This window comes from Streptomyces sp. NPDC107521 (assembly GCF_055598485.1).
This window is the reverse complement of the sequence record NZ_JBVKAT010000018.1, coordinates 39,406-56,478: the sequence shown is the minus strand read 5'-3', so window position 1 is coordinate 56,478 and position 17,073 is coordinate 39,406. Positions and strand designations below refer to the sequence as shown.

At 72.3% G+C, this 17,073-nt stretch carries 20 protein-coding genes; 17 read left to right on the top strand and 3 right to left on the bottom strand.

From position 1 onward, the window contains the following. Positions 1 to 183: 183 nt before the first annotated feature. The 4 genes from ACZ7LB_RS24340 to ccsB are packed head-to-tail and all read left to right on the top strand — an operon-like array spanning position 184 to position 4,564. Positions 184 to 864: a TlpA family protein disulfide reductase gene (locus ACZ7LB_RS24340; RefSeq protein ID WP_471471126.1), complete on the top strand. Its 681-nt coding sequence runs from the start codon at positions 184 to 186 to the stop codon at positions 862 to 864. Between the two features lies 1 nt (position 865). Next, positions 866 to 1,636 (top strand): cytochrome c biogenesis CcdA family protein, encoded by a 771-nt coding sequence (locus tag ACZ7LB_RS24335; protein ID WP_365207727.1) that lies wholly within the window; start codon positions 866 to 868, stop codon positions 1,634 to 1,636. 4 nt (positions 1,637 to 1,640) lie between these two features. After that, the gene (resB, locus tag ACZ7LB_RS24330; RefSeq protein WP_471471123.1) at positions 1,641 to 3,428 is read left to right on the top strand and encodes a cytochrome c biogenesis protein ResB; all 1,788 of its coding nucleotides are present in this window, start codon (positions 1,641 to 1,643) and stop codon (positions 3,426 to 3,428) included. Continuing rightward, positions 3,425 to 4,564 carry a c-type cytochrome biogenesis protein CcsB gene (gene ccsB / locus ACZ7LB_RS24325; RefSeq protein WP_471471121.1) on the top strand — a complete coding sequence of 380 codons (1,140 nt, stop codon included), beginning with the start codon at positions 3,425 to 3,427 and terminating at the stop codon, positions 4,562 to 4,564. The genes resB and ccsB overlap by 4 nt, the downstream gene beginning before the upstream one ends. Positions 4,565 to 4,610: 46 nt before the next feature. Here ccsB and ACZ7LB_RS24320 read toward each other — a convergent pair whose 3' ends face one another. Both ACZ7LB_RS24320 and ACZ7LB_RS24315 read right to left on the bottom strand, forming a co-directional pair. Then, a complete protein-coding gene (locus ACZ7LB_RS24320) occupies positions 4,611 to 6,011 on the bottom strand; it encodes a condensation domain-containing protein (protein WP_471471119.1) in 1,401 nt (466 codons plus the stop codon). 288 nt (positions 6,012 to 6,299) lie between these two features. Next, the gene (locus tag ACZ7LB_RS24315) at positions 6,300 to 6,911 is read right to left on the bottom strand and encodes a DUF7848 domain-containing protein (RefSeq protein WP_471471118.1); all 612 of its coding nucleotides are present in this window, start codon (positions 6,909 to 6,911) and stop codon (positions 6,300 to 6,302) included. A gap of 109 nt (positions 6,912 to 7,020) precedes the next feature. Here ACZ7LB_RS24315 and ACZ7LB_RS24310 point away from each other — a divergent pair, with 109 nt between their 5' ends. From ACZ7LB_RS24310 to ACZ7LB_RS24295, 4 genes are read left to right on the top strand one after another with little or no spacing between them, the layout of a single operon-like run. Beyond that, on the top strand, positions 7,021 to 7,977 hold the full coding sequence (locus ACZ7LB_RS24310) for a helix-turn-helix domain-containing protein (RefSeq protein ID WP_471471116.1): 957 nt from the start codon (positions 7,021 to 7,023) through the stop codon (positions 7,975 to 7,977). Next, positions 7,925 to 8,038, top strand: coding sequence for a DUF397 domain-containing protein (locus ACZ7LB_RS24305; protein WP_365207719.1), 114 nt, complete (start codon positions 7,925 to 7,927; stop codon positions 8,036 to 8,038). Before ACZ7LB_RS24310 ends, ACZ7LB_RS24305 begins: the two co-directional genes overlap by 53 nt. Positions 8,039 to 8,042: 4 nt before the next feature. Further along, positions 8,043 to 8,234: a DUF397 domain-containing protein gene (locus ACZ7LB_RS24300; protein ID WP_471471114.1), complete on the top strand. Its 192-nt coding sequence runs from the start codon at positions 8,043 to 8,045 to the stop codon at positions 8,232 to 8,234. Between the two features lie 38 nt (positions 8,235 to 8,272). Continuing rightward, the gene (locus tag ACZ7LB_RS24295; protein ID WP_471471112.1) at positions 8,273 to 8,473 is read left to right on the top strand and encodes a DUF397 domain-containing protein; all 201 of its coding nucleotides are present in this window, start codon (positions 8,273 to 8,275) and stop codon (positions 8,471 to 8,473) included. A gap of 91 nt (positions 8,474 to 8,564) precedes the next feature. Here ACZ7LB_RS24295 and ACZ7LB_RS24290 read toward each other — a convergent pair whose 3' ends face one another. Beyond that, positions 8,565 to 8,879, bottom strand: coding sequence for a PLD nuclease N-terminal domain-containing protein (locus ACZ7LB_RS24290; protein WP_265295068.1), 315 nt, complete (start codon positions 8,877 to 8,879; stop codon positions 8,565 to 8,567). A 97-nt stretch (positions 8,880 to 8,976) separates the two neighbouring features. On the opposite strand from ACZ7LB_RS24290, the gene ACZ7LB_RS24285 reads away from it, so the two are divergent. From ACZ7LB_RS24285 to ACZ7LB_RS24245, 9 genes are all read left to right on the top strand, one after another. Then, positions 8,977 to 10,428: a menaquinone biosynthesis decarboxylase gene (locus tag ACZ7LB_RS24285; protein WP_471471110.1), complete on the top strand. Its 1,452-nt coding sequence runs from the start codon at positions 8,977 to 8,979 to the stop codon at positions 10,426 to 10,428. Beyond that, positions 10,425 to 11,330 (top strand): menaquinone biosynthesis prenyltransferase MqnP, encoded by a 906-nt coding sequence (mqnP, locus tag ACZ7LB_RS24280; RefSeq protein WP_471471108.1) that lies wholly within the window; start codon positions 10,425 to 10,427, stop codon positions 11,328 to 11,330. Before ACZ7LB_RS24285 ends, mqnP begins: the two co-directional genes overlap by 4 nt. A gap of 142 nt (positions 11,331 to 11,472) precedes the next feature. Then, positions 11,473 to 12,162 (top strand): UbiX family flavin prenyltransferase, encoded by a 690-nt coding sequence (locus tag ACZ7LB_RS24275; protein WP_471471106.1) that lies wholly within the window; start codon positions 11,473 to 11,475, stop codon positions 12,160 to 12,162. A 256-nt stretch (positions 12,163 to 12,418) separates the two neighbouring features. Beyond that, entirely contained in the window at positions 12,419 to 12,874 is a 456-nt protein-coding gene (locus ACZ7LB_RS24270; protein ID WP_161227443.1) for an Lrp/AsnC family transcriptional regulator, read from the top strand. Between the two features lie 99 nt (positions 12,875 to 12,973). Next, the gene (gene mqnE, locus ACZ7LB_RS24265) at positions 12,974 to 14,137 is read left to right on the top strand and encodes an aminofutalosine synthase MqnE (RefSeq protein ID WP_161227406.1); all 1,164 of its coding nucleotides are present in this window, start codon (positions 12,974 to 12,976) and stop codon (positions 14,135 to 14,137) included. Positions 14,138 to 14,354: 217 nt separating this feature from the next. After that, a complete protein-coding gene (locus ACZ7LB_RS24260) occupies positions 14,355 to 14,897 on the top strand; it encodes a GNAT family N-acetyltransferase (protein WP_471471104.1) in 543 nt (180 codons plus the stop codon). A gap of 72 nt (positions 14,898 to 14,969) precedes the next feature. Next, positions 14,970 to 15,269, top strand: coding sequence for a DUF4229 domain-containing protein (locus tag ACZ7LB_RS24255; protein WP_471471102.1), 300 nt, complete (start codon positions 14,970 to 14,972; stop codon positions 15,267 to 15,269). A 177-nt stretch (positions 15,270 to 15,446) separates the two neighbouring features. Next, positions 15,447 to 15,548, top strand: a complete 102-nt coding sequence (locus ACZ7LB_RS24250) for a putative leader peptide (protein ID WP_471471101.1) — start codon at positions 15,447 to 15,449, stop codon at positions 15,546 to 15,548. Between the two features lie 64 nt (positions 15,549 to 15,612). Then, complete coding sequence (locus ACZ7LB_RS24245) at positions 15,613 to 16,920, top strand: dicarboxylate/amino acid:cation symporter (protein WP_471471099.1); 1,308 nt, start codon at positions 15,613 to 15,615, stop codon at positions 16,918 to 16,920. Positions 16,921 to 17,073 lie beyond the last annotated feature (153 nt).

The following is a 17,073-nucleotide window of genomic DNA, read 5'->3' as shown; positions in this document are numbered from 1 at the left end:
CCCCACCCGCCGAGCCGAGCCCCCGCCGCGCCCGCGAGCCGCGCCGCCGGGTCGCGCCCCGCACCCCCGCCCCGGCACCGGCCGACGCCCCCGGCACTCCCGGCGAACACCCCCTGATGTGCGGGTTCCTCCCGGTGAGGGGGGTGCCCAAGATCCCCGGAACCGACATGCGAAACTTTTCACATGAGTGCCGACAGTCGCGCCCCGCTGCTCTCGAACCGCGCCGCCCCCCGGCGCTCGCGCCGCGCCGCCGCCCGCGTCCGCCGACACGCCGCCCTGACCGCCTCGGCCGCCGCGTGCGTGCTGCTGGTCTCCGCGTGCACCTCGGGGGGAGTGTCCGGCGGAGGCGGCCAGACCGGGTTCATCACCGGCCCGGACGGCATCTCCACCGCCAAGGAGAGTGAGCGCGCCGACGTCCCGGACCTGTCCGGCGAGACCGTCACCGGGGGCCGCGCCGACGTCGCCGACTACAAGGGCAAGGTCGTCGTCGTCAACGTCTGGGGCTCCTGGTGCCCGCCCTGCCGCGCCGAGGCCAAGAACTTCGAGAAGGTCTACCAGGACGTCAAGGACCAGGGCGTGCAGTTCCTCGGGATCAACACCCGGGACCCCTCGGTCGGCCCGGCCCGCGCCTTCGAGGAGGACTACGGGGTCACCTACCCGAGCCTCTTCGACCCCACCGGCAAGCTGATGCTGCGCTTCAAGAAGGGCACGCTCAACCCGCAGTCCGTCCCCTCCACCCTGATCGTCGACCGCGAGGGCAGGGTCGCCTCGCGCTCCCTCCAGGCGCTCAGCGAGGAGAAGCTGCGCACCATGCTCGCCCCGTACCTCGACGACGCCCCGAAGAAGACGAACGCGGAGAAGTGACGTGAGCGCCCTCACCACGCTCGCCGCGGACGGCGCCAACGGCACGGTGCTCAACGGCGCCCTGCTGCTCGCCCTGCCGATCGCCCTGCTCGGCGGCCTGGTCTCCTTCTTCTCCCCCTGCGTGCTGCCCCTCGTCCCCGGCTACCTCTCCTACGTGACCGGGGTCGCCGGCACCGACCTGGGCGAGGCCCGGCGCGGCCGGATGGTGGCGGGCGCCTCCCTGTTCATCCTCGGCTTCACCGCGGTGTTCGTCTCCAGCGGCGCGCTGTTCGGGTACTTCGGCGACACCCTCCAGTCCAACCGGGGCGTGCTCACCACCGTCCTGGGCGTGCTGATGGTCCTGATGGGCGTGTTCTTCATGGGGCTGATGCCCTGGCTCACCCAGCGCGAGTTCCGCTTCCACCGCAGGCCGGTCAGCGGACTGGCCGGGGCGCCGGTCCTGGGCGCGCTGTTTGGCATCGGCTGGACGCCCTGCATCGGCCCCACCCTCGCCTCCGTGCTGGCGCTCTCCGCCGACCAGGGCACCGCGGGCCGCGGCGCCGCGCTGACGGTGGCCTACTGTCTCGGCCTCGGCCTGCCGTTCGTGCTGGCCGCGGTCGCCTTCCGGAAGGCGCTCGGCGCCTTCGGCTGGGTCAAGCGGCACTACGTCTGGGTGATGCGGGTCGGCGGCGTCATGATGATCGTGACCGGCGTCCTGCTGATCACGGGTGTGTGGGACACCATCGTGCAGCAGATGCAGGTCTGGTCCAACGGCTTCAACGTGGGAATCTGAACCGATGAGCGGTACTTCGAAAACGGCGCCGGACAAGGGTCCGCGGACCGGCGGCGACGACCGGGAGCTCGGCGCGGCCGGGTCCGCGCTCTCCACCGCCCCGGTGGAGGAGAGCGCCTCGGCTCCGCCCTCCTTCGGGGTGGTCGGCTGGCTGCGCTGGTTCTGGCGCCAGCTCACCTCGATGCGGGTGGCGCTGCTGCTCCTCCTGCTGCTGTCGCTGGGCGCGATCCCCGGCTCGCTGATCCCGCAGTCCGGCTCGGACGCCTTCAAGGTCGCGGAGTTCCGCCGCGACCACGAGGTGCTGGGGCAGGTCTACGACCGGCTGGGCCTCTTCCACGTCTACAGCTCGGTGTGGTTCTCCGCGATCTACATCCTGCTGTTCGTCTCGCTCATCGGCTGCATCGTCCCGCGCACCTGGCAGTTCGTCGGCCAGCTCCGGGGCCGTCCGCCGGGCGCCCCCCGGCGGCTGACCCGGCTGCCCGCCCACACCACCTGGCGCACCTCGGCCTCCCCCGAGGAGGTCCGGGGGGCCGCCCTCGCGCTGCTGCGCCGGCGCCGCTTCCGCGCCCACACCGCCGGTGACGCGGTCGCCGCCGAGAAGGGCTATCTGCGGGAGGTCGGCAACCTCGTCTTCCACGTCGCGCTGATCGTGATGCTGATCTCCTTCGCCTGGGGCCAGCTCTTCAAGTACGAGGGCAACAAGCTGATCCTGGAGGGCGACGGCTTCTCCAACACGTTCACCCAGTACGACGACTTCAAGTCCGGGAACCTCTTCGACCGGGACCACGACCTGGTCCCCTTCAGCTTCTCCCTGAAGGACTTCCACGGCACCTACGAGCTGTCCGGTCCCAACCGCGGCACCCCCCGCACCTTCGAGGCCGAGGTGGTCTACAGCGAGGGCGCCTACGGTGAGGAGAAGGCGAAGACCATCAAGGTCAACAAGCCGATGCAGATCGACGGCTCCAAGGTCTACCTCACCGCCCACGGCTACGCGCCGGTGCTCACGGTGCGGGACGGCCGGGGCAACGTGGTGATGGACCGCGAGGCCACCGCCCTGCTGCCGCAGGACGCGAACATCACCTCCGCGGGCGCCGTCATGGTCCGCGACGGCTACCGGAACGCCAAGGGCGTCAAGGAGCAGCTCGGCTTCTCGGCGGTGTTCGTGCCGACCTTCGCGGGGGAGGGCAGGGGCACGATGTTCTCCCAGTTCCCGGCCCTGGTGAACCCGCGGCTCGCGCTGAACGCTTACCACGGCGACCTGGGCGTCGACGCGGGCATCCCCAAGAGCATCTACCAGCTCGACACCCGCAAGCTGAAGCAGTTCAAGGACGCCGACGGCAAGCCCTTCGCCAAGCGGCTCGCGGTGGGCGAGACCATGACCCTGCCGGACGGCGCCGGGACGGTCACCTTCGACGGCGTCCGGGAGTGGGCCAACTTCCAGGTCACCGAGCAGCCCGCCAGCGGCTGGGCGCTCGCCGGTTCCGTCGCCGCCATCCTGGGGCTCGCCGGCTCCCTGTTCATCCAGCGCCGCCGGGTCTGGGTGCGGGCGGTCCGGGGCGCCGACGGCGTCACCGTCGTCGAGATGGCCGGGCTCGGCCGCAGCGAGTCCGCCAAGGTCCCGGAGGAACTCGGCGACCTCGCCGCGCTCCTGTACGAGAAGGCGCCCGGCGTTACCGACGCCGGACCGGCAGACGGTGCCGCCGGGGACGGGCCCGAGCCCGCCGCCCCGGCGGACGAGACCCCCGAATCCCCCGACCCGCACCCCGCATCCGCCGAAGGGGCTGAGCAGTGACCCTCGCCGCCGCAACCGAGTTGGCCCTCGCGACCAACGAACGCCTCGCGAACGTCAGCAACACGCTGATCTACTCCGCGATGGCCGTCTACACCCTGGCCTTCTTCGCCCACATCGCCGAGTGGCTGTTCGGCAGCCGCAGCAAGGTCGGCCGCACCGCCGCCGCGCTCACCGCCGACGCCGGGGCGCGGGCGGCGGAGGCGGCCGGCCCGTCCGTCACGGTGCGCGAGGGCGGCGGCACCGCCGTGCTGGAGCGGCCGAAGGTCGTCGTGCGCGCGGCGGCCGGCTCCCGCGACGTGCCCGACGGACCGGGCGCCCACGGCGGCACCGAGAAGGGCGACCTGTACGGGCGGATCGCGATCTCGCTCACCGTGCTGGCCTTCGCCGTCGAGGCGGGCGGGGTGCTCACCCGGGCCCTGTCGGTGCGCCGGGCGCCGTGGGGCAACATGTACGAGTTCAACATCACGTTCACGACGGTCGCCGTCGGCGTGTACCTCGTGCTGCTGGCGATGCGCAAGAACGTCCGCTGGCTCGGCCTGCCGCTGATCACCACGGTCCTGCTCGACCTGGGCCTCGCCGTCACCGTGCTGTACACGGCCAGCGACCAGCTCGTCCCGGCCCTGCACTCCTACTGGCTGTACATCCACGTCTCGACGGCGATCTTCTGCGGCGCGGTCTTCTACGTCGGCGCGGTCTCCACGATCCTGTACCTCTTCAAGGACAACTTCGAGAACAAGCTCGCCACCGGCGGCTCGCCCGGCCGCTTCGCCAACTCCGTCCTGGACCGGCTGCCCTCCGCCGCCTCCCTGGACAAGTTCGCCTACCGCGTCAACGCCGCGGTCTTCCCGCTGTGGACGTTCACGATCATCGCGGGCGCGATCTGGGCGGGCGACGCCTGGGGCCGCTACTGGGGCTGGGACCCCAAGGAGACCTGGTCCTTCATCACCTGGGTCGCCTACGCCTGCTACCTGCACGCCCGCGCCACCGCCGGCTGGAAGGGCCGCCGGGCCGCCTATCTGGCCCTGGCCGCCTTCGCCTGCTGGCTGTTCAACTACTACGGCGTGAACATCTTCGTCTCCGGCAAGCACTCCTACGCCGACGTGGGCCTCGCCGCCCTGCGCTCCGCCGGGTTCTGACCGGCGGCCGCCGGCCGGCGGCGGTCACGGCCGCCGCCGGTCCCGGCTACACCCGCTCGCGGGCGGCCGTGCGCACGGTGTCGCGCAGCCGCTCCAGGTACAGCCGCATGTTCTTGTGCGCCTCCTCGGTGTCCGGGTGCCGGGCGGCGAACCACAGGCCGTCGGGGAGCCGGGTGACCCAGACGCACACCTGGTCGCCGTAGGAGACCCGCAGCAGGGCGTAGGCCGTCAGCTCGGTCCAGCGGTCGGCGCCGGGCACGCCGCGCGCGTCGACGTACGACACGATCGAGTACAGGTCGGGCGAGGTGGGGCGGAAGTCCGTGCCGAGCAGGCGCAGCACCCGGTCGACCGGCATCCGGGCGAGCCGCCGGTTGGCGCGCAGTTCGGCGTGGACGGTGCGCAGCGCCGCCGGGAAGCCGGTGGCCGCGCTGACCGGGACCTCGACCGGGGCGGCGCCGACGTACCAGCCCACCGAGTCCGACCACTCGGAGCGGGCCCGGGTGTGGAAGGGCACCACCGTGCGGTACACCGGGAGGCCGCCGATCTCGTGGACGGCGACGGCGGTGGCGGCCAGCACCCCGGCCAGGGTCCCGCCGCTGGTGCGGCAGTACGCCTCGAAGGCGGCGGCGTCGGCGGCGTCCACCAGGGGCTCGCGGAGCATCTTCTGGACGGGCAGCGGGGCTCCGGGCTCCAGGCCGAGGTCCAGCGGGAAGGACGGCAGCCGCCCTTCGCAGCGCTCGATGAACTCCCGCCAGCGGGCGACGATGTCGTGGCCCCCGTCGATCCGGTCCGCGTCGGCCCGCTCCGCCTCGCAGAAGTCGACGTAGCTGCCGACCGGGGGGTCCGCCGGTTCGGTGCCGGCCACGCCCGCCGCGTACAGCTCGTGGATCTCGACGGGGATGCGGTAGATCGAGTAGGCGTCGACGTTGCTGTGGTCGAAGGCCATGTACACGCTGGCGCCGTCGTCGCGCAGGACGGCGGTGTAGATGAGGTTGGGCCAGCGCAGGGCGTCCGCGACCCCGTCGAAGCGGTCCTGGAGGTAGCGCGCGAGGACGGCGGGGTCGGTGAACTCCCCGGCCTCCTCGCGGTGCAGCGACACCGCGTCCGGGCCGAGCGTGAACCGGCGCATCCCGGTGCCGGGTTCGCCGCTCCAGCGGAAGCCGCTGCGCAGCGTCTCGTGCCGGACGGTCCAGCGGCGCAGCGCCTCCTGGAGGGCGTCCAGGTCGACGGGGCCCGGGATGTCGAAGGCGGTGCCGAGCCAGGTGGGCACGAACAGGCCGCCGTCGCGCACGGAACGGGCGGTCCGGATGTGCGACTCCTGGATGTAGGCGGGCGGCCGGACGTCGTCCGGCAGTTCCGCCGCGGCCCGCACGGTGCCCGGGCCGAGGGTCCATTCGACGAGGCGGCCGGGCCTGATCTCGCAGCGCTGGATGTCGGTCATTCGCACGAGGGGCTCCGTTCGCAGGGTGTCACAGACCCGACCAAGGGAATGCCGTTCCGGCCGCGGCACACCCCGGGTCCGGGAACACTTCAGCGAAACGGATGGCTCCTCGAACGCCGATACGCCCCCGGCGGGGCCCGGGGCACGACCCCCGGCCGGTGCCCGCGCCTCCCGGCCGGTGCCCGCGCCTCCCGGGTCCGCCGGGGAGAGGGACGGGCCGCGGGAGGCGGCTGACCGGGTCCCGCTCCGCCGTCCGGCCCGGTACCGCCGTCCGGCCCGGTACCGCCGTCCGGTTCAGCAGGCGAGCCGGACCAGCAGGGCGTGGTCCGTGGCGCTGCGCCGGTAGCGCAGGTGCCGGGTCTCGCGCGCGTGCCGCCGCTGCCAGTCCTCCACGTCGGCCGGGTCCTGGCACGGCCCGGACGCGGCACCGCAGCCGGCGCCCTCGCCGGAGACGCAGCGGGCCTCGTACTCCGGCCGGGCCGAGGGGTCGGGCAGGATCGAGTACGGCACCCGGCGCGGCAGCGGCGCCCCGGGGTGGCCGTCGCGGAGGTGCCGGCCGAGCAGCACGTCGGCGTCCGTCTCCGCGCTGCCGTCCCCCGCGGCGCGGGCGGTCTCCCGCCGCGCGGTCAGGGCGGCGCAGCCGGCGCACCCCGCGACCGGCTCGGGCGCGGGCCCGGCCGGGACCAGCGGCCGGGCGTCCCACACCCCGTACGGGGAGAGGCCCTCGGCCGCCCGGCCGCCCGCCCCGCGCCGCTCCTCGGGGGTCACCGCCCGGAGCGCGGCCGGATCGGCCTGCCACTCCCGGCCGCCGCCGACCTGCCGCAGCGTCACCCGTGGCCCGGCGGGCCCCCGGTACTCACCCACCGCGCGCGTGTGCCGGTCGTAGACGAACGTTCCCGGTTCCATGTTCCTGCCTCCGTCACTCTGGGTGCAACGAGAGTTGCCCAATGGAACCGGCTGGGGCAATGCTTGACGCGTGACACCGATCGTCTGTCACGGAGGGGGAGTTCGTCCCATGGCACGGCGCAGGACCGGCGGCTCGGGCGCGACCACGGCCGTCGTATTCGGTGAGGTGCTGCGGCACTTCAGGGAGGGCGCGTCCCTGACGCAGGAGGCCCTGGCGGCCCGCATCCCCTGTGACCGCTCGCACGTGGCGCGGGTGGAGGCGGGCACGCGGGTCCCGCAGGACACGTTCGCGAGGACGTGCGACACCCTGCTGGCGACGGGCGGGGTACTGACCCGCCTGTGGAGCCGGATCGACTGGTACCCGCAGGTGGAACACCCGGACTGGTTCCAGCGGCGGGCGGAGATGGACGAGACGGCGGTCGCGTTGTGGCAGTACCAGGAGCGGGTGATCCCGGGACTGCTGCAAACGCCCGCGTACGTGCACGCGCTGTTCTCGCGTGTGACCAAGGGCCGGGAGCTGGAAGAACGCGTGCAGGCCCGGCTGAGTCGGCAGCAGCGCTTCCTCAGCGAGGACGGACCGTCGTACGTGGCTGTGCTGGATGAGAGCTGCCTGCGCAATGTCCTGGGTGACCCGGGGCTGATGATGGAGCAGTGCGCACATTTGCTGGAAGTCGGCCGGAAGCCCAATATTCGCCTCCAGGTGGCTCCGGCGAACCTTCCCGGGCTGGCCCGGCCGAATGCCTCCATGTCGCTGATCCGGTTGCCGGACGGCCACGAGTGGGTCTACTCGGAGTCGGTGGACCGGGGGCATTTCAACGACGACCCGGCCATCTACGCACGGCACTTCCGAACTTATGATGTGCTCAGGGCAGACACTCTGTCGGCTCCGGAATCCGCCGCACTGATCAGCGACTTGATGGCGAGGTACGAGCAGGATGAACAAGGACGAGCTCGGCGCGACGACCTGGGTCAAGAGCAGCTACAGCGGCGACAACGGCGGCGACTGCGTCGAGGTGGCCCCCGGATTCTCCGGCGTCGTTCCGGTCCGCGACAGCAAGAACCCTGACGGTCCGGTGCTGGTCGTCGGTGCGGTGGCGTGGTCCGCGTTCACGTCGGCGCTGGACTGATCCGGTGGACGGCCGGGAAGCCGACCGGACCCGCTGGGTCAGAAGCAGCCACAGCGACGCCAACGGCGGCAACTGCGTGGAGGCCGTTCTCGGATTCCCGGGCGTCGTTCCGGTCCGCGACAGCAAGAACCCCGACGGGCCGGTGGTGGCCATGGGCCGCGATGCCTGGAGAGCCTTCATCCCCATGCTTGGCTGACGACGGAACGCCCCGGCACGCGGGCGGAAGGGGACGAGATGGCGAGACACCAGGGTCTTGGTACGGCCGTGACCTGGAGCAAGAGCAGCTACAGCGGCGCCAACGGCGGCGACTGCGTCGAGGTGGCCCCCGGATTCCCCGGCGTCGTTCCAATCCGCGACAGCAAGAACCCTGACGGCCCGGTGCTGGTCGTCGGCCGGGCCGCGTGGACCGCGTTCACCGCGCCCCTGTCCGGCTGACGCCGGGGACCGCCCCGCGCGCCCGGAGGCGGCGCCCCGTGGCCGTCGTCCTTCCGCGCAACCCCGGGAGGGTCCGCGCCCCCCGGGAGGCTCAGTCCCCCTTCGGGTCCTCGTCGCGGTCCTTCTTGCGCTCCTCGTCCAGGGACTTCAGGAACTCCGGGTTGTCGTCCGGGGCCACCCACTGCCGGCGGGAGCCGCCGGGCTGCCAGGGCGAGCCGGCGCCCGGGTGCCGCTTCTTGCCGGCGATCAGCCACGACAGGGAGCCGACGAGCGGGAAGAGCAGCACGAGGATCGCCCAGAGCGGCTTGGGCATGTGGCGGATGTCCTCGTCCTTCGTGCTGATGCAGTCGATGAACGCGTACACGCTCATCGCCAGGGGCACGAGGAACATCAGCACCCGGAGCATGGTGCCCTCCAAGGGACGAGGTGGGGCGATACGGGCCGGTGCGGCCGATACGGGGTCGGTACCAGGCCAGGGTAGCCGCTCGGGGATACTGGACCGCATGGCTTACGACGATCTCCGCTCCCTGCTCAGGGCCCTGGAACGCGAGGGCGACCTCAAGCGCGTCAAGGCGGAGGTGGACCCGCACCTGGAGGTCGGGGAGATCGTCGACCGGGTGAACAAGGCCGGCGGCCCCGCCCTGCTCTTCGAGAACGTCAAGGGCTCCGACATGCCCCTGGCGATGAACGTCTTCGGCACGGACCGCCGGCTGCTCAAGTCCCTCGGCCTGAAGTCCTACGACGAGATCTCGGAGCGGATCGGCGGGCTGCTCCGCCCCGAGCTGCCGCAGGGCTTCGGCGGGATGCGCGAGGCGTTCGGCAAGCTCGGCACGATGACGCACGTCCCGCCGAAGAAGGTCAAGGACGCGCCCGTCCAGGAGGTCGTCCTCACGGGTGACGACGTGGACCTCGACCGGCTCCCCGCCCTCTTCACCTGGCCGCAGGACGGCGGCTCCTTCTTCAACCTCGGCCTCACCCACACCAAGGACCCGGAGACCGGCATCCGCAACCTGGGCCTCTACCGGCTCCAGCGCCACGACGAGCGCACCATCGGCATGCACTGGCAGATCCACAAGGACAGCCGCAACCACTACCAGGTGGCCGCCCGGCGCGGCGAGCGGCTGCCCGTCGCCATCGCCTTCGGCTGTCCGCCCGCCGTGACCTACGCCTCCACCGCCCCGCTGCCCGGCGACATCGACGAGTACCTGTTCGCCGGGTTCGTGCAGGGCAAGCGGATCGAGATGGTGGACTGCAAGACCGTCCCGCTCCAGGTGCCGGCCAACGCCGAGGTGGTGCTGGAGGGCTGGCTGGAGCCCGGCGAGATGCTGCCCGAGGGCCCGTTCGGCGACCACACCGGCTTCTACACGCCCCAGGAGCCCTTCCCGGCGCTCACCATCGACTGCGTGACCATGCGGAAGCGCCCGCTGCTCCAGTCCATCGTGGTCGGCCGGCCGCCGACCGAGGACGGGCCGCTGGGCCGCGCCACGGAGCGGTTCTTCCTGCCGCTGCTCAAGATCATCATTCCGGACATCGTGGACTACCACCTGCCCGAGGCGGGCGGCTTCCACAACTGCGCGATCGTCTCGATCGACAAGAAGTACCCGAAGCACGCCCAGAAGGTGATGCACGCCGTCTGGGGCGCCCACATGATGTCCCTGACCAAGCTGATCGTGGTGGTCGACGCCGACTGCGACGTCCACGACCTGCACGAGGTCGCCTGGCGGGCGCTCGGCAACACCGACTACGCCCGCGACCTGACCGTCGTCGAGGGCCCGGTGGACCATCTGGACCACGCCTCCTACCAGCAGTTCTGGGGAGGCAAGGCCGGTATCGACGCCACCCGCAAGCTGCCCGGGGAGGGGTACACACGGGACGGGGGCTGGCCGGAGATGGTGCTGTCCGACCCGGAGACGGCGGCGAAGGTCGACCGCCGCTGGAAGGAGTACGGACTGTGACGTCGGCCTCCGCCGCCCTGCCGCGGCAACCGGGGCGCACCAGGGCGTTCCTGCGCCTGGTGATGATCGAGCACTCGGTCTTCGCGCTGCCCTTCGCCTACATCGCCGCGCTGACCGCGATGTACGAGTGGGACCGGAACATCCACTGGGCCCGGCTGCTCCTGGTCACCGTCGCCATGGTGGGCCTGCGGACCTTCGCGATGGCCGTCAACCGGATCATCGACCGCGAGATCGACGCCCGCAATCCGCGCACCGCCCAGCGGGAGCTGGTCACCGGCGCGATGTCGGTCCGGCACGCCTGGACGGGCGCGGCGGTCGCCCTGGTCGTCTTCCTCGGCGCGGCGGCCCTGCTGAACCCGCTCTGCCTGCTTCTCGCGCCGGTCGCGGTGGTCCCGATGGTGGTCTATCCGTACGGCAAGCGGTTCACCGACTTCCCGCAGGCCATCCTGGGGCTCGCGCAGGCGATGGGACCGATCGGCGGCTGGCTGGCGGTCACCGGGACCTGGTCGTGGGACGCGGTGATCCTCGGCCTGGCGGTCGGCGTCTGGATCGGCGGCTTCGACCTGATCTACGCCTGCCAGGACGTGGAGACCGACCGCGAGGTCGGCGTCCGCTCGGTCCCGGCCCGGTTCGGCGTCCCGGCGGCCATCTGGGGCGCCCGCGGCTGCCACGCCGTCACCACGGCCCTGTTCGCCTGGTACGCGGTGGCCACGGACGCGGGCGCGTTCTTCTGGCTGGGCCTGCTGATCGTCGCCGGGGCCTTCGTCTACGAGCACCGCATCGTGCGTCCGGGCGACCTGACCCGGCTGAACCGGGCGTTCTTCTCCGTCAACGGCTTCATCGGCATCGCGCTGTTCGTCTGCGCGCTGCTGGACCTGCTGGTGCGCGGCCTGACGGTCTGACGCCGCGGGGCGGCCGCCGGTCCGGCGAGGGGGTCCGCGGGACCCGCGGACCGGGAGCGGCGCCCGGACCGCGGGCGGCCGGGACCGGTCCACGCGCTGGACCGGTCCTCTGGACTGGCGCGTCGAACGGTAGGCTCAAGATGTGAACCCAGGAGAAACGCAGCCCGCGCCTTGGATCGTGGGGGTGTCCGGTGCCTCCGGCACTCCGTACGCCGCCGCCGTGCTGCGGGCGCTGCTCGCCGCCGGTGAGCGGGTCGACCTGGTGGTCAGCCGGGCCTCGCGGCTCACCCTGCTCGACGAGACCGGCATCTCCTTCCGGGACGCCCACTGGCAGCACGACCTGCGGGAGTGGCTGTCCCGGGGGGCCGACGGCAAGCCCGGCACCTTCGACGTGGACGTGACCGGCGTGCGGTACTGGAGCGCGGGCGACCTCGCGGCCGGGCCGTCGTCCGGGTCGTACCGGACCCGGGGCATGCTGATCGTGCCCGCGTCGACGGCGTGCGTGGCCGGTGTCGCGCTGGGGCTGTCGAAGGACCTGCTCCAGCGGGCGGCCGGGGTGACCCTGAAGGAGGGCCGCAAGCTGGTGGTGGCCGTCCGGGAGACCCCGCTGGACGGCCGGACCCTGCGGCACCTGGTGGCGCTCGACGACGCGGGCGCGACCGTCCTGCCCGCCTCGCCGGCCTTCTACGCGGGGGCGACGCACATCCAGGACCTGGTGGACTTCGTCGCCGGACGGGTCCTCGACGCCGCCGGTGTCGAACACGGCCTGTACCGGCGCTGGCGCGGCGAGCTGGGCGGAGGGTCGGACAGGGCGCCGCACACCCCCGGCTGAGCCCCCCTCGGACCGGGCACCCGCCCGGAGCACGGGTCCGGGCCGCCCGGACCGCCCCGGCGGGACGCGTCCCGCCGACCGCCCCGGCCCCCGCACCCCGGCGGACCGCACGGCCCCGGCCGGCGCGGCGCCCCCGCCACGGAGCACGACCACCGACCCGCCGAGCACGGAACGACCCGGACACCCCGCCCCCCACCCGCTTCGGTCACCGCAATCGTCAGACTGTTCAGTCTCTTCAGTGGAAGGCTTCGATCGCATGGACGCCGTGGACAGGCAGCTCATCCAGGCCCTCAGGGAGAACGGCCGGGCCTCCTACGCGGAACTGGGGCGCCTCGTCGGCCTCTCGGGCCCCAGTGTCACCGACCGCATCAACCGGCTGGAGGCGGCCGGCGTCATCACCGGCTACCGGGCCACCGTGGACTCCGCCTCCCTCGGGCTCGGGGTCACCGCGCTGATCGGCATCTCGCTCTCCGACGCCGCCGACCACGAGGACGTGGCGCAGCGGCTCAAGGACCTGGGGGAGATCGAGGACTGCTGGTTCATCGCCGGTGACGACTCCTTCATGCTCAAGGTCCGCGCGAGCGACGTGGACGGGCTGGAGAGCATCATCCGGAGGCTGTCCGGGACCAAGGGCGTCTCCCGGACCCGCACCACCATCGTGCTCTCCACCAAGTGGGAGAACCGGGTGGGCGAGCTGCCCGAGGCCGTCTGAGCCGCCCCGCGGAGCGCCCGGGTCCGGGCCGGTCCCCGGGGGCGGTCCGGGCCGCGCGGCGTACGGTGGTCGGAGTCTGAATTCGGAAAGAGGTATCGCATGGACGCCGGGCTCAAGCGCGAGCTGGAGGAGAAGGTGCGGGCGGGCGTCCGCCTGACCCGCGAGGACGGCATCGCGCTGTACGAGTCGGACGACCTGGCGTGGCTGGGGGGCCTCGCGCACGAGGTGCGGACGCGCCGGAACGGCGACGTCGTGCACTTCAACGTCAACCGGCACCTCAACATGACCAACGTGTGCACCGCGTCCTGCGCGTACTGCTCCTTCCAGCGCAAGCCGGGGGAGAAGGACGCGTACACGATGCGCATCGAGGAGGCCGTGCGGCTCGCCAAGGAGATGGAGGGCGAGAACCTCACCGAGCTGCACATCGTCAACGGGCTGCACCCGAACCTGCCGTGGCGCTACTACCCGCGCTCGCTGCGGGAGCTGAAGGCGGCCCTGCCGGGCGTCTCGCTGAAGGCGTTCACCGCCACCGAGATCCACCACTTCGAGACCATCTCCGGGATGTCCGCCTCCGAGATCCTCGACGAGCTGATCGACGCCGGTCTGGAGTCGCTGACCGGCGGCGGCGCGGAGATCTTCGACTGGGAGGTGCGGCAGCACATCGTGGACCACCGCACCCACTGGGAGGACTGGTCCCGCATCCACCGGCTGGCGCACGAGAAGGGGCTGAAGACCCCGTGCACCATGCTCTACGGCCACATCGAGGAGCCCCGCCACCGGGTGGACCACGTGCTGCGGCTGCGCGAGCTGCAGGACGAGACCGGCGGCTTCCAGGTCTTCATCCCGCTGCGCTACCAGCACGACTTCGTGGACATGAAGGACGGCAAGGTCCGCAACCGGCTCCAGGAGCGGACGCGGATGGCGACCGGCGCGGAGGCCCTGAAGACCTTCGCCGTCTCCCGGCTGCTGTTCGACAACGTGCCGCACGTCAAGGTCTTCTGGGTCATGCACGGGGTGCGCACCGCCCAACTGGCGCTCCAGCACGGCGCGGACGACATGGACGGCTCGGTCGTCGAGTACAAGATCACGCACGACGCCGACGACTACGGCACGCCGGACAAGCTCACCCGCGACGACCTGCTGGACCTGATCCGCGACGCGGGCTTCCGCCCGGTGGAGCGGAACACGCGCTACGAGATCATCCGGGAGTTCGACGGCCCCGACGCGTCCCGCCGGGACGCGCCGCAGCCGATGCGGGTGTGACGCCGGGCGCCCGGTACGGGTGCGCGGGTGCCGGGCCGCGTACCGGGCCCGGGGCCGGGTGAGCGGTGCCGGGCGGCGCGGCCGGGGCCGTCCCCGGGCGCACCGGGCGGTCGAGGGCCGTCCCGGGCCGCACCGGGTCCCGTCCGGGCCGCCGCGGGCCGTCCGGCGGTCCCGCGCGGCCCGGGGAGGGACATCGGGTAAGGGTTAGACTTCGTCCGTGCCTCTTACCTTCACCCTCGATCCCCCCGTCGACCGCGCCCTGCGGGACGGCGTCCTCGACCTGTGGGCCGACGTCACGAACGCCGGGGGCTCCGTCGGGTTCGTGCCGCCGGTGACGCGCGAGGACGTGCGGCCCGACCTCGTCGGGCACCTGGCCGGCATGGCCGAGGGGCGGACCCGGCTCCTCGTCGGGCACGACGAGGAGGGTGCGGTGGCCGCCACCGCGTTCCTCGCCCTCAACGGCCACCGGCTGATGCGCCACTGGCTGTGGCTGTACACGGTGATGGTCCACCCCCGCCACCAGGGCCGCGGGTACGGCCGGGACCTGTTGGCCGCCGCCGCGGGCGCCGCCCGGGGCATCGACGGCATTGAGGCGGTCCGGCTCACCTGCCGGGGCGGCCTCGGCCTGGAGCGGTTCTACGCCTCCTGCGGCTACCGGGAGGTCGGGCGGGTGCCCGGCGCGATCCGGGTGGCGCCCGGCGACGACCGCGACGACGTCGTCATGCTGCTGCCGCTCGGCCGGGTGCCGCACCCCGCCTGACGGGACCGCCGCCCGGCGTGCTTCACTGGACAGTGCCCTTTGGCCCTGTTCGGAACGGAAGAGTGGGTTCGGATGCTCCGCTACACGCTGATGCGCCTCGGGATCTTCGTGGGCTGCCTCGTGGTCGTCTGGGGCCTGGTCCAGTCGGGTCTCTTCCCGCGCGGGCTCGGTGACTCCAACGGCATGTGGGTCGTCCTGCTCTCCCTGCTGCTGTCCGCCCCGCTGAGCTTCGTGCTGCTGCGCGGCGAGCGCGAGCGCGCCTCCGTGCGGGTCGTGGAGCGGGTGGACCGGATGAAGGCCAACCTGGACGCCAGCCGCAACCAGGAGGACCAGGCCGACGACGCCGCCCGCGCGCAGGGCCAGGGCGCCTGACCCCCCGACAGCCCGCGGTGCGTGCCTCCTGCACGTAATCCGTGTCACACACGGTCCGCCCCGGTTTCCCAACTCATGGGAAACCGGGGCGACTTGCTTCTACCGGGCAGTAGTTGACTCGTGTCCCTCAAAGCAAACCTTTGAGAGTCCCAAAGCCCCGGTGTTAAAGTCATGCGCATGGAATCAGCAGCCGCGCCGCACACACCGCAGGGCCTCGCCCTCGTGGTGCGCCTGCATGTGGACCTCTGCCGGTGCGCGTCCGCGACCTGTCGCCCCTGACGTATCCCCCCACCATCCGCCGTTCCACGTCAGCCCATTCCGCGCGTCCCGTCCCTTACGGAGCATGTCCGTGTCCTCTGTGACCAAGTCCTTCAAGGTGCCCTTCTGGGCCCAGATACTCGCCGGCCTCGTCCTCGGTGTCCTGCTCGGCTGGCTCGCCCGCAGCCAGGACCTCGCCTGGCTCGTCACCACGCTGGACAAGATCGGCGGCATCTTCATCGGTCTGCTGAAGCTGGCCGTCGCCCCCCTCGTCTTCTTCGCGATCCTGGTGTCGATCACCAACCTGCGGAAGGTCAACAACGCGGCGCGCCTGGCGTCCCGCACCCTCCTCTGGTTCATGATCACCTCGCTGATCGCGGTGGCCATCGGCCTCGTCATCGGCCTCGTCACCGACCCCGGCTCCGGCACCGGCCTCTCCCCGGCCGACGGCTCCAAGCCCGAGCACACCGGCTCCTGGATCGACTTCCTCACCGGCATCGTGCCGACGGACGTGATCACCCCGTTCACCGAGCTGAACGTGCTCCAGATCGTCTTCATGGCCGCCGTCGCCGGCATCGCCGCGCTCCAGCTCGGTGACCGGGCCAAGCCGATCCTGACGCTGAGCGAGTCCGTCCTCGAACTCCTGCAGAAGGCCCTCTGGTGGGTCATCCTGCTCGCCCCGCTCGGCACCGTCGGCCTCATCGGCCGCGCCATCGCCACCTACGGCTGGGACCTGCTCGGCCAGTACGCCACCTTCACCATCGACATCTACGTCGGCTGCGCGATCGTGCTGTTCGGCGTCTACCCGGCGCTGCTCGCCACGGTGGCCAGGCTCAGCCCGCTCCAGTTCTTCAAGGGCGCCTGGCCCGCGATCCAGCTCGCCTTCGTCTCCCGCTCCTCGGTGGGCACGATGCCGCTCACGCAGAAGGTCACCGAGCGCCTCGGGGTGCCGAAGGAGTACGCCTCCTTCGCCGTGCCGTTCGGCGCGACCACCAAGATGGACGGCTGCGCCGCGATCTACCCGGCCATCGCCGCGATCTTCGTGGCCCAGATCTTCGGCATCCAGCTCGGCTTCGGCGACTACCTGCTGATCGCGTTCGTGTCGGTGGTCGGCTCCGCGGCCACGGCGGGCCTGACCGGCGCCACGGTGATGCTGACCCTCACCCTGTCCACGCTGGGCCTGCCCATGGAGGGGGTCGGCCTGCTGCTGGCCATCGACCCGATCCTGGACATGATGCGCACCGCGACCAACGTCGCCGGCCAGGCCCTGGTGCCGGTCATCGTCTCGGCCCGCGAGGGACTGCTCGACCGCGACGCCTACGACCACGCGCACAGCTCCCCGCTGGACGAGGTCCCGTCCCGCGCCCCGGAGCAGGTGCCCGTCCCGGCCTGACCCTCCGGCCCGGCGGTCCGTCCGCCCGGCCCCGCGCCCGCCGCCCCGGCCGCCCCGCCGTGCACCGCCACGGGGGCGCCCGGGGCGGCGGCGTGTCCGGTGCCGGCGCGGAGGCACCGACGGCGGGGGGCCGTGACCGGCGGTCCGTGACCG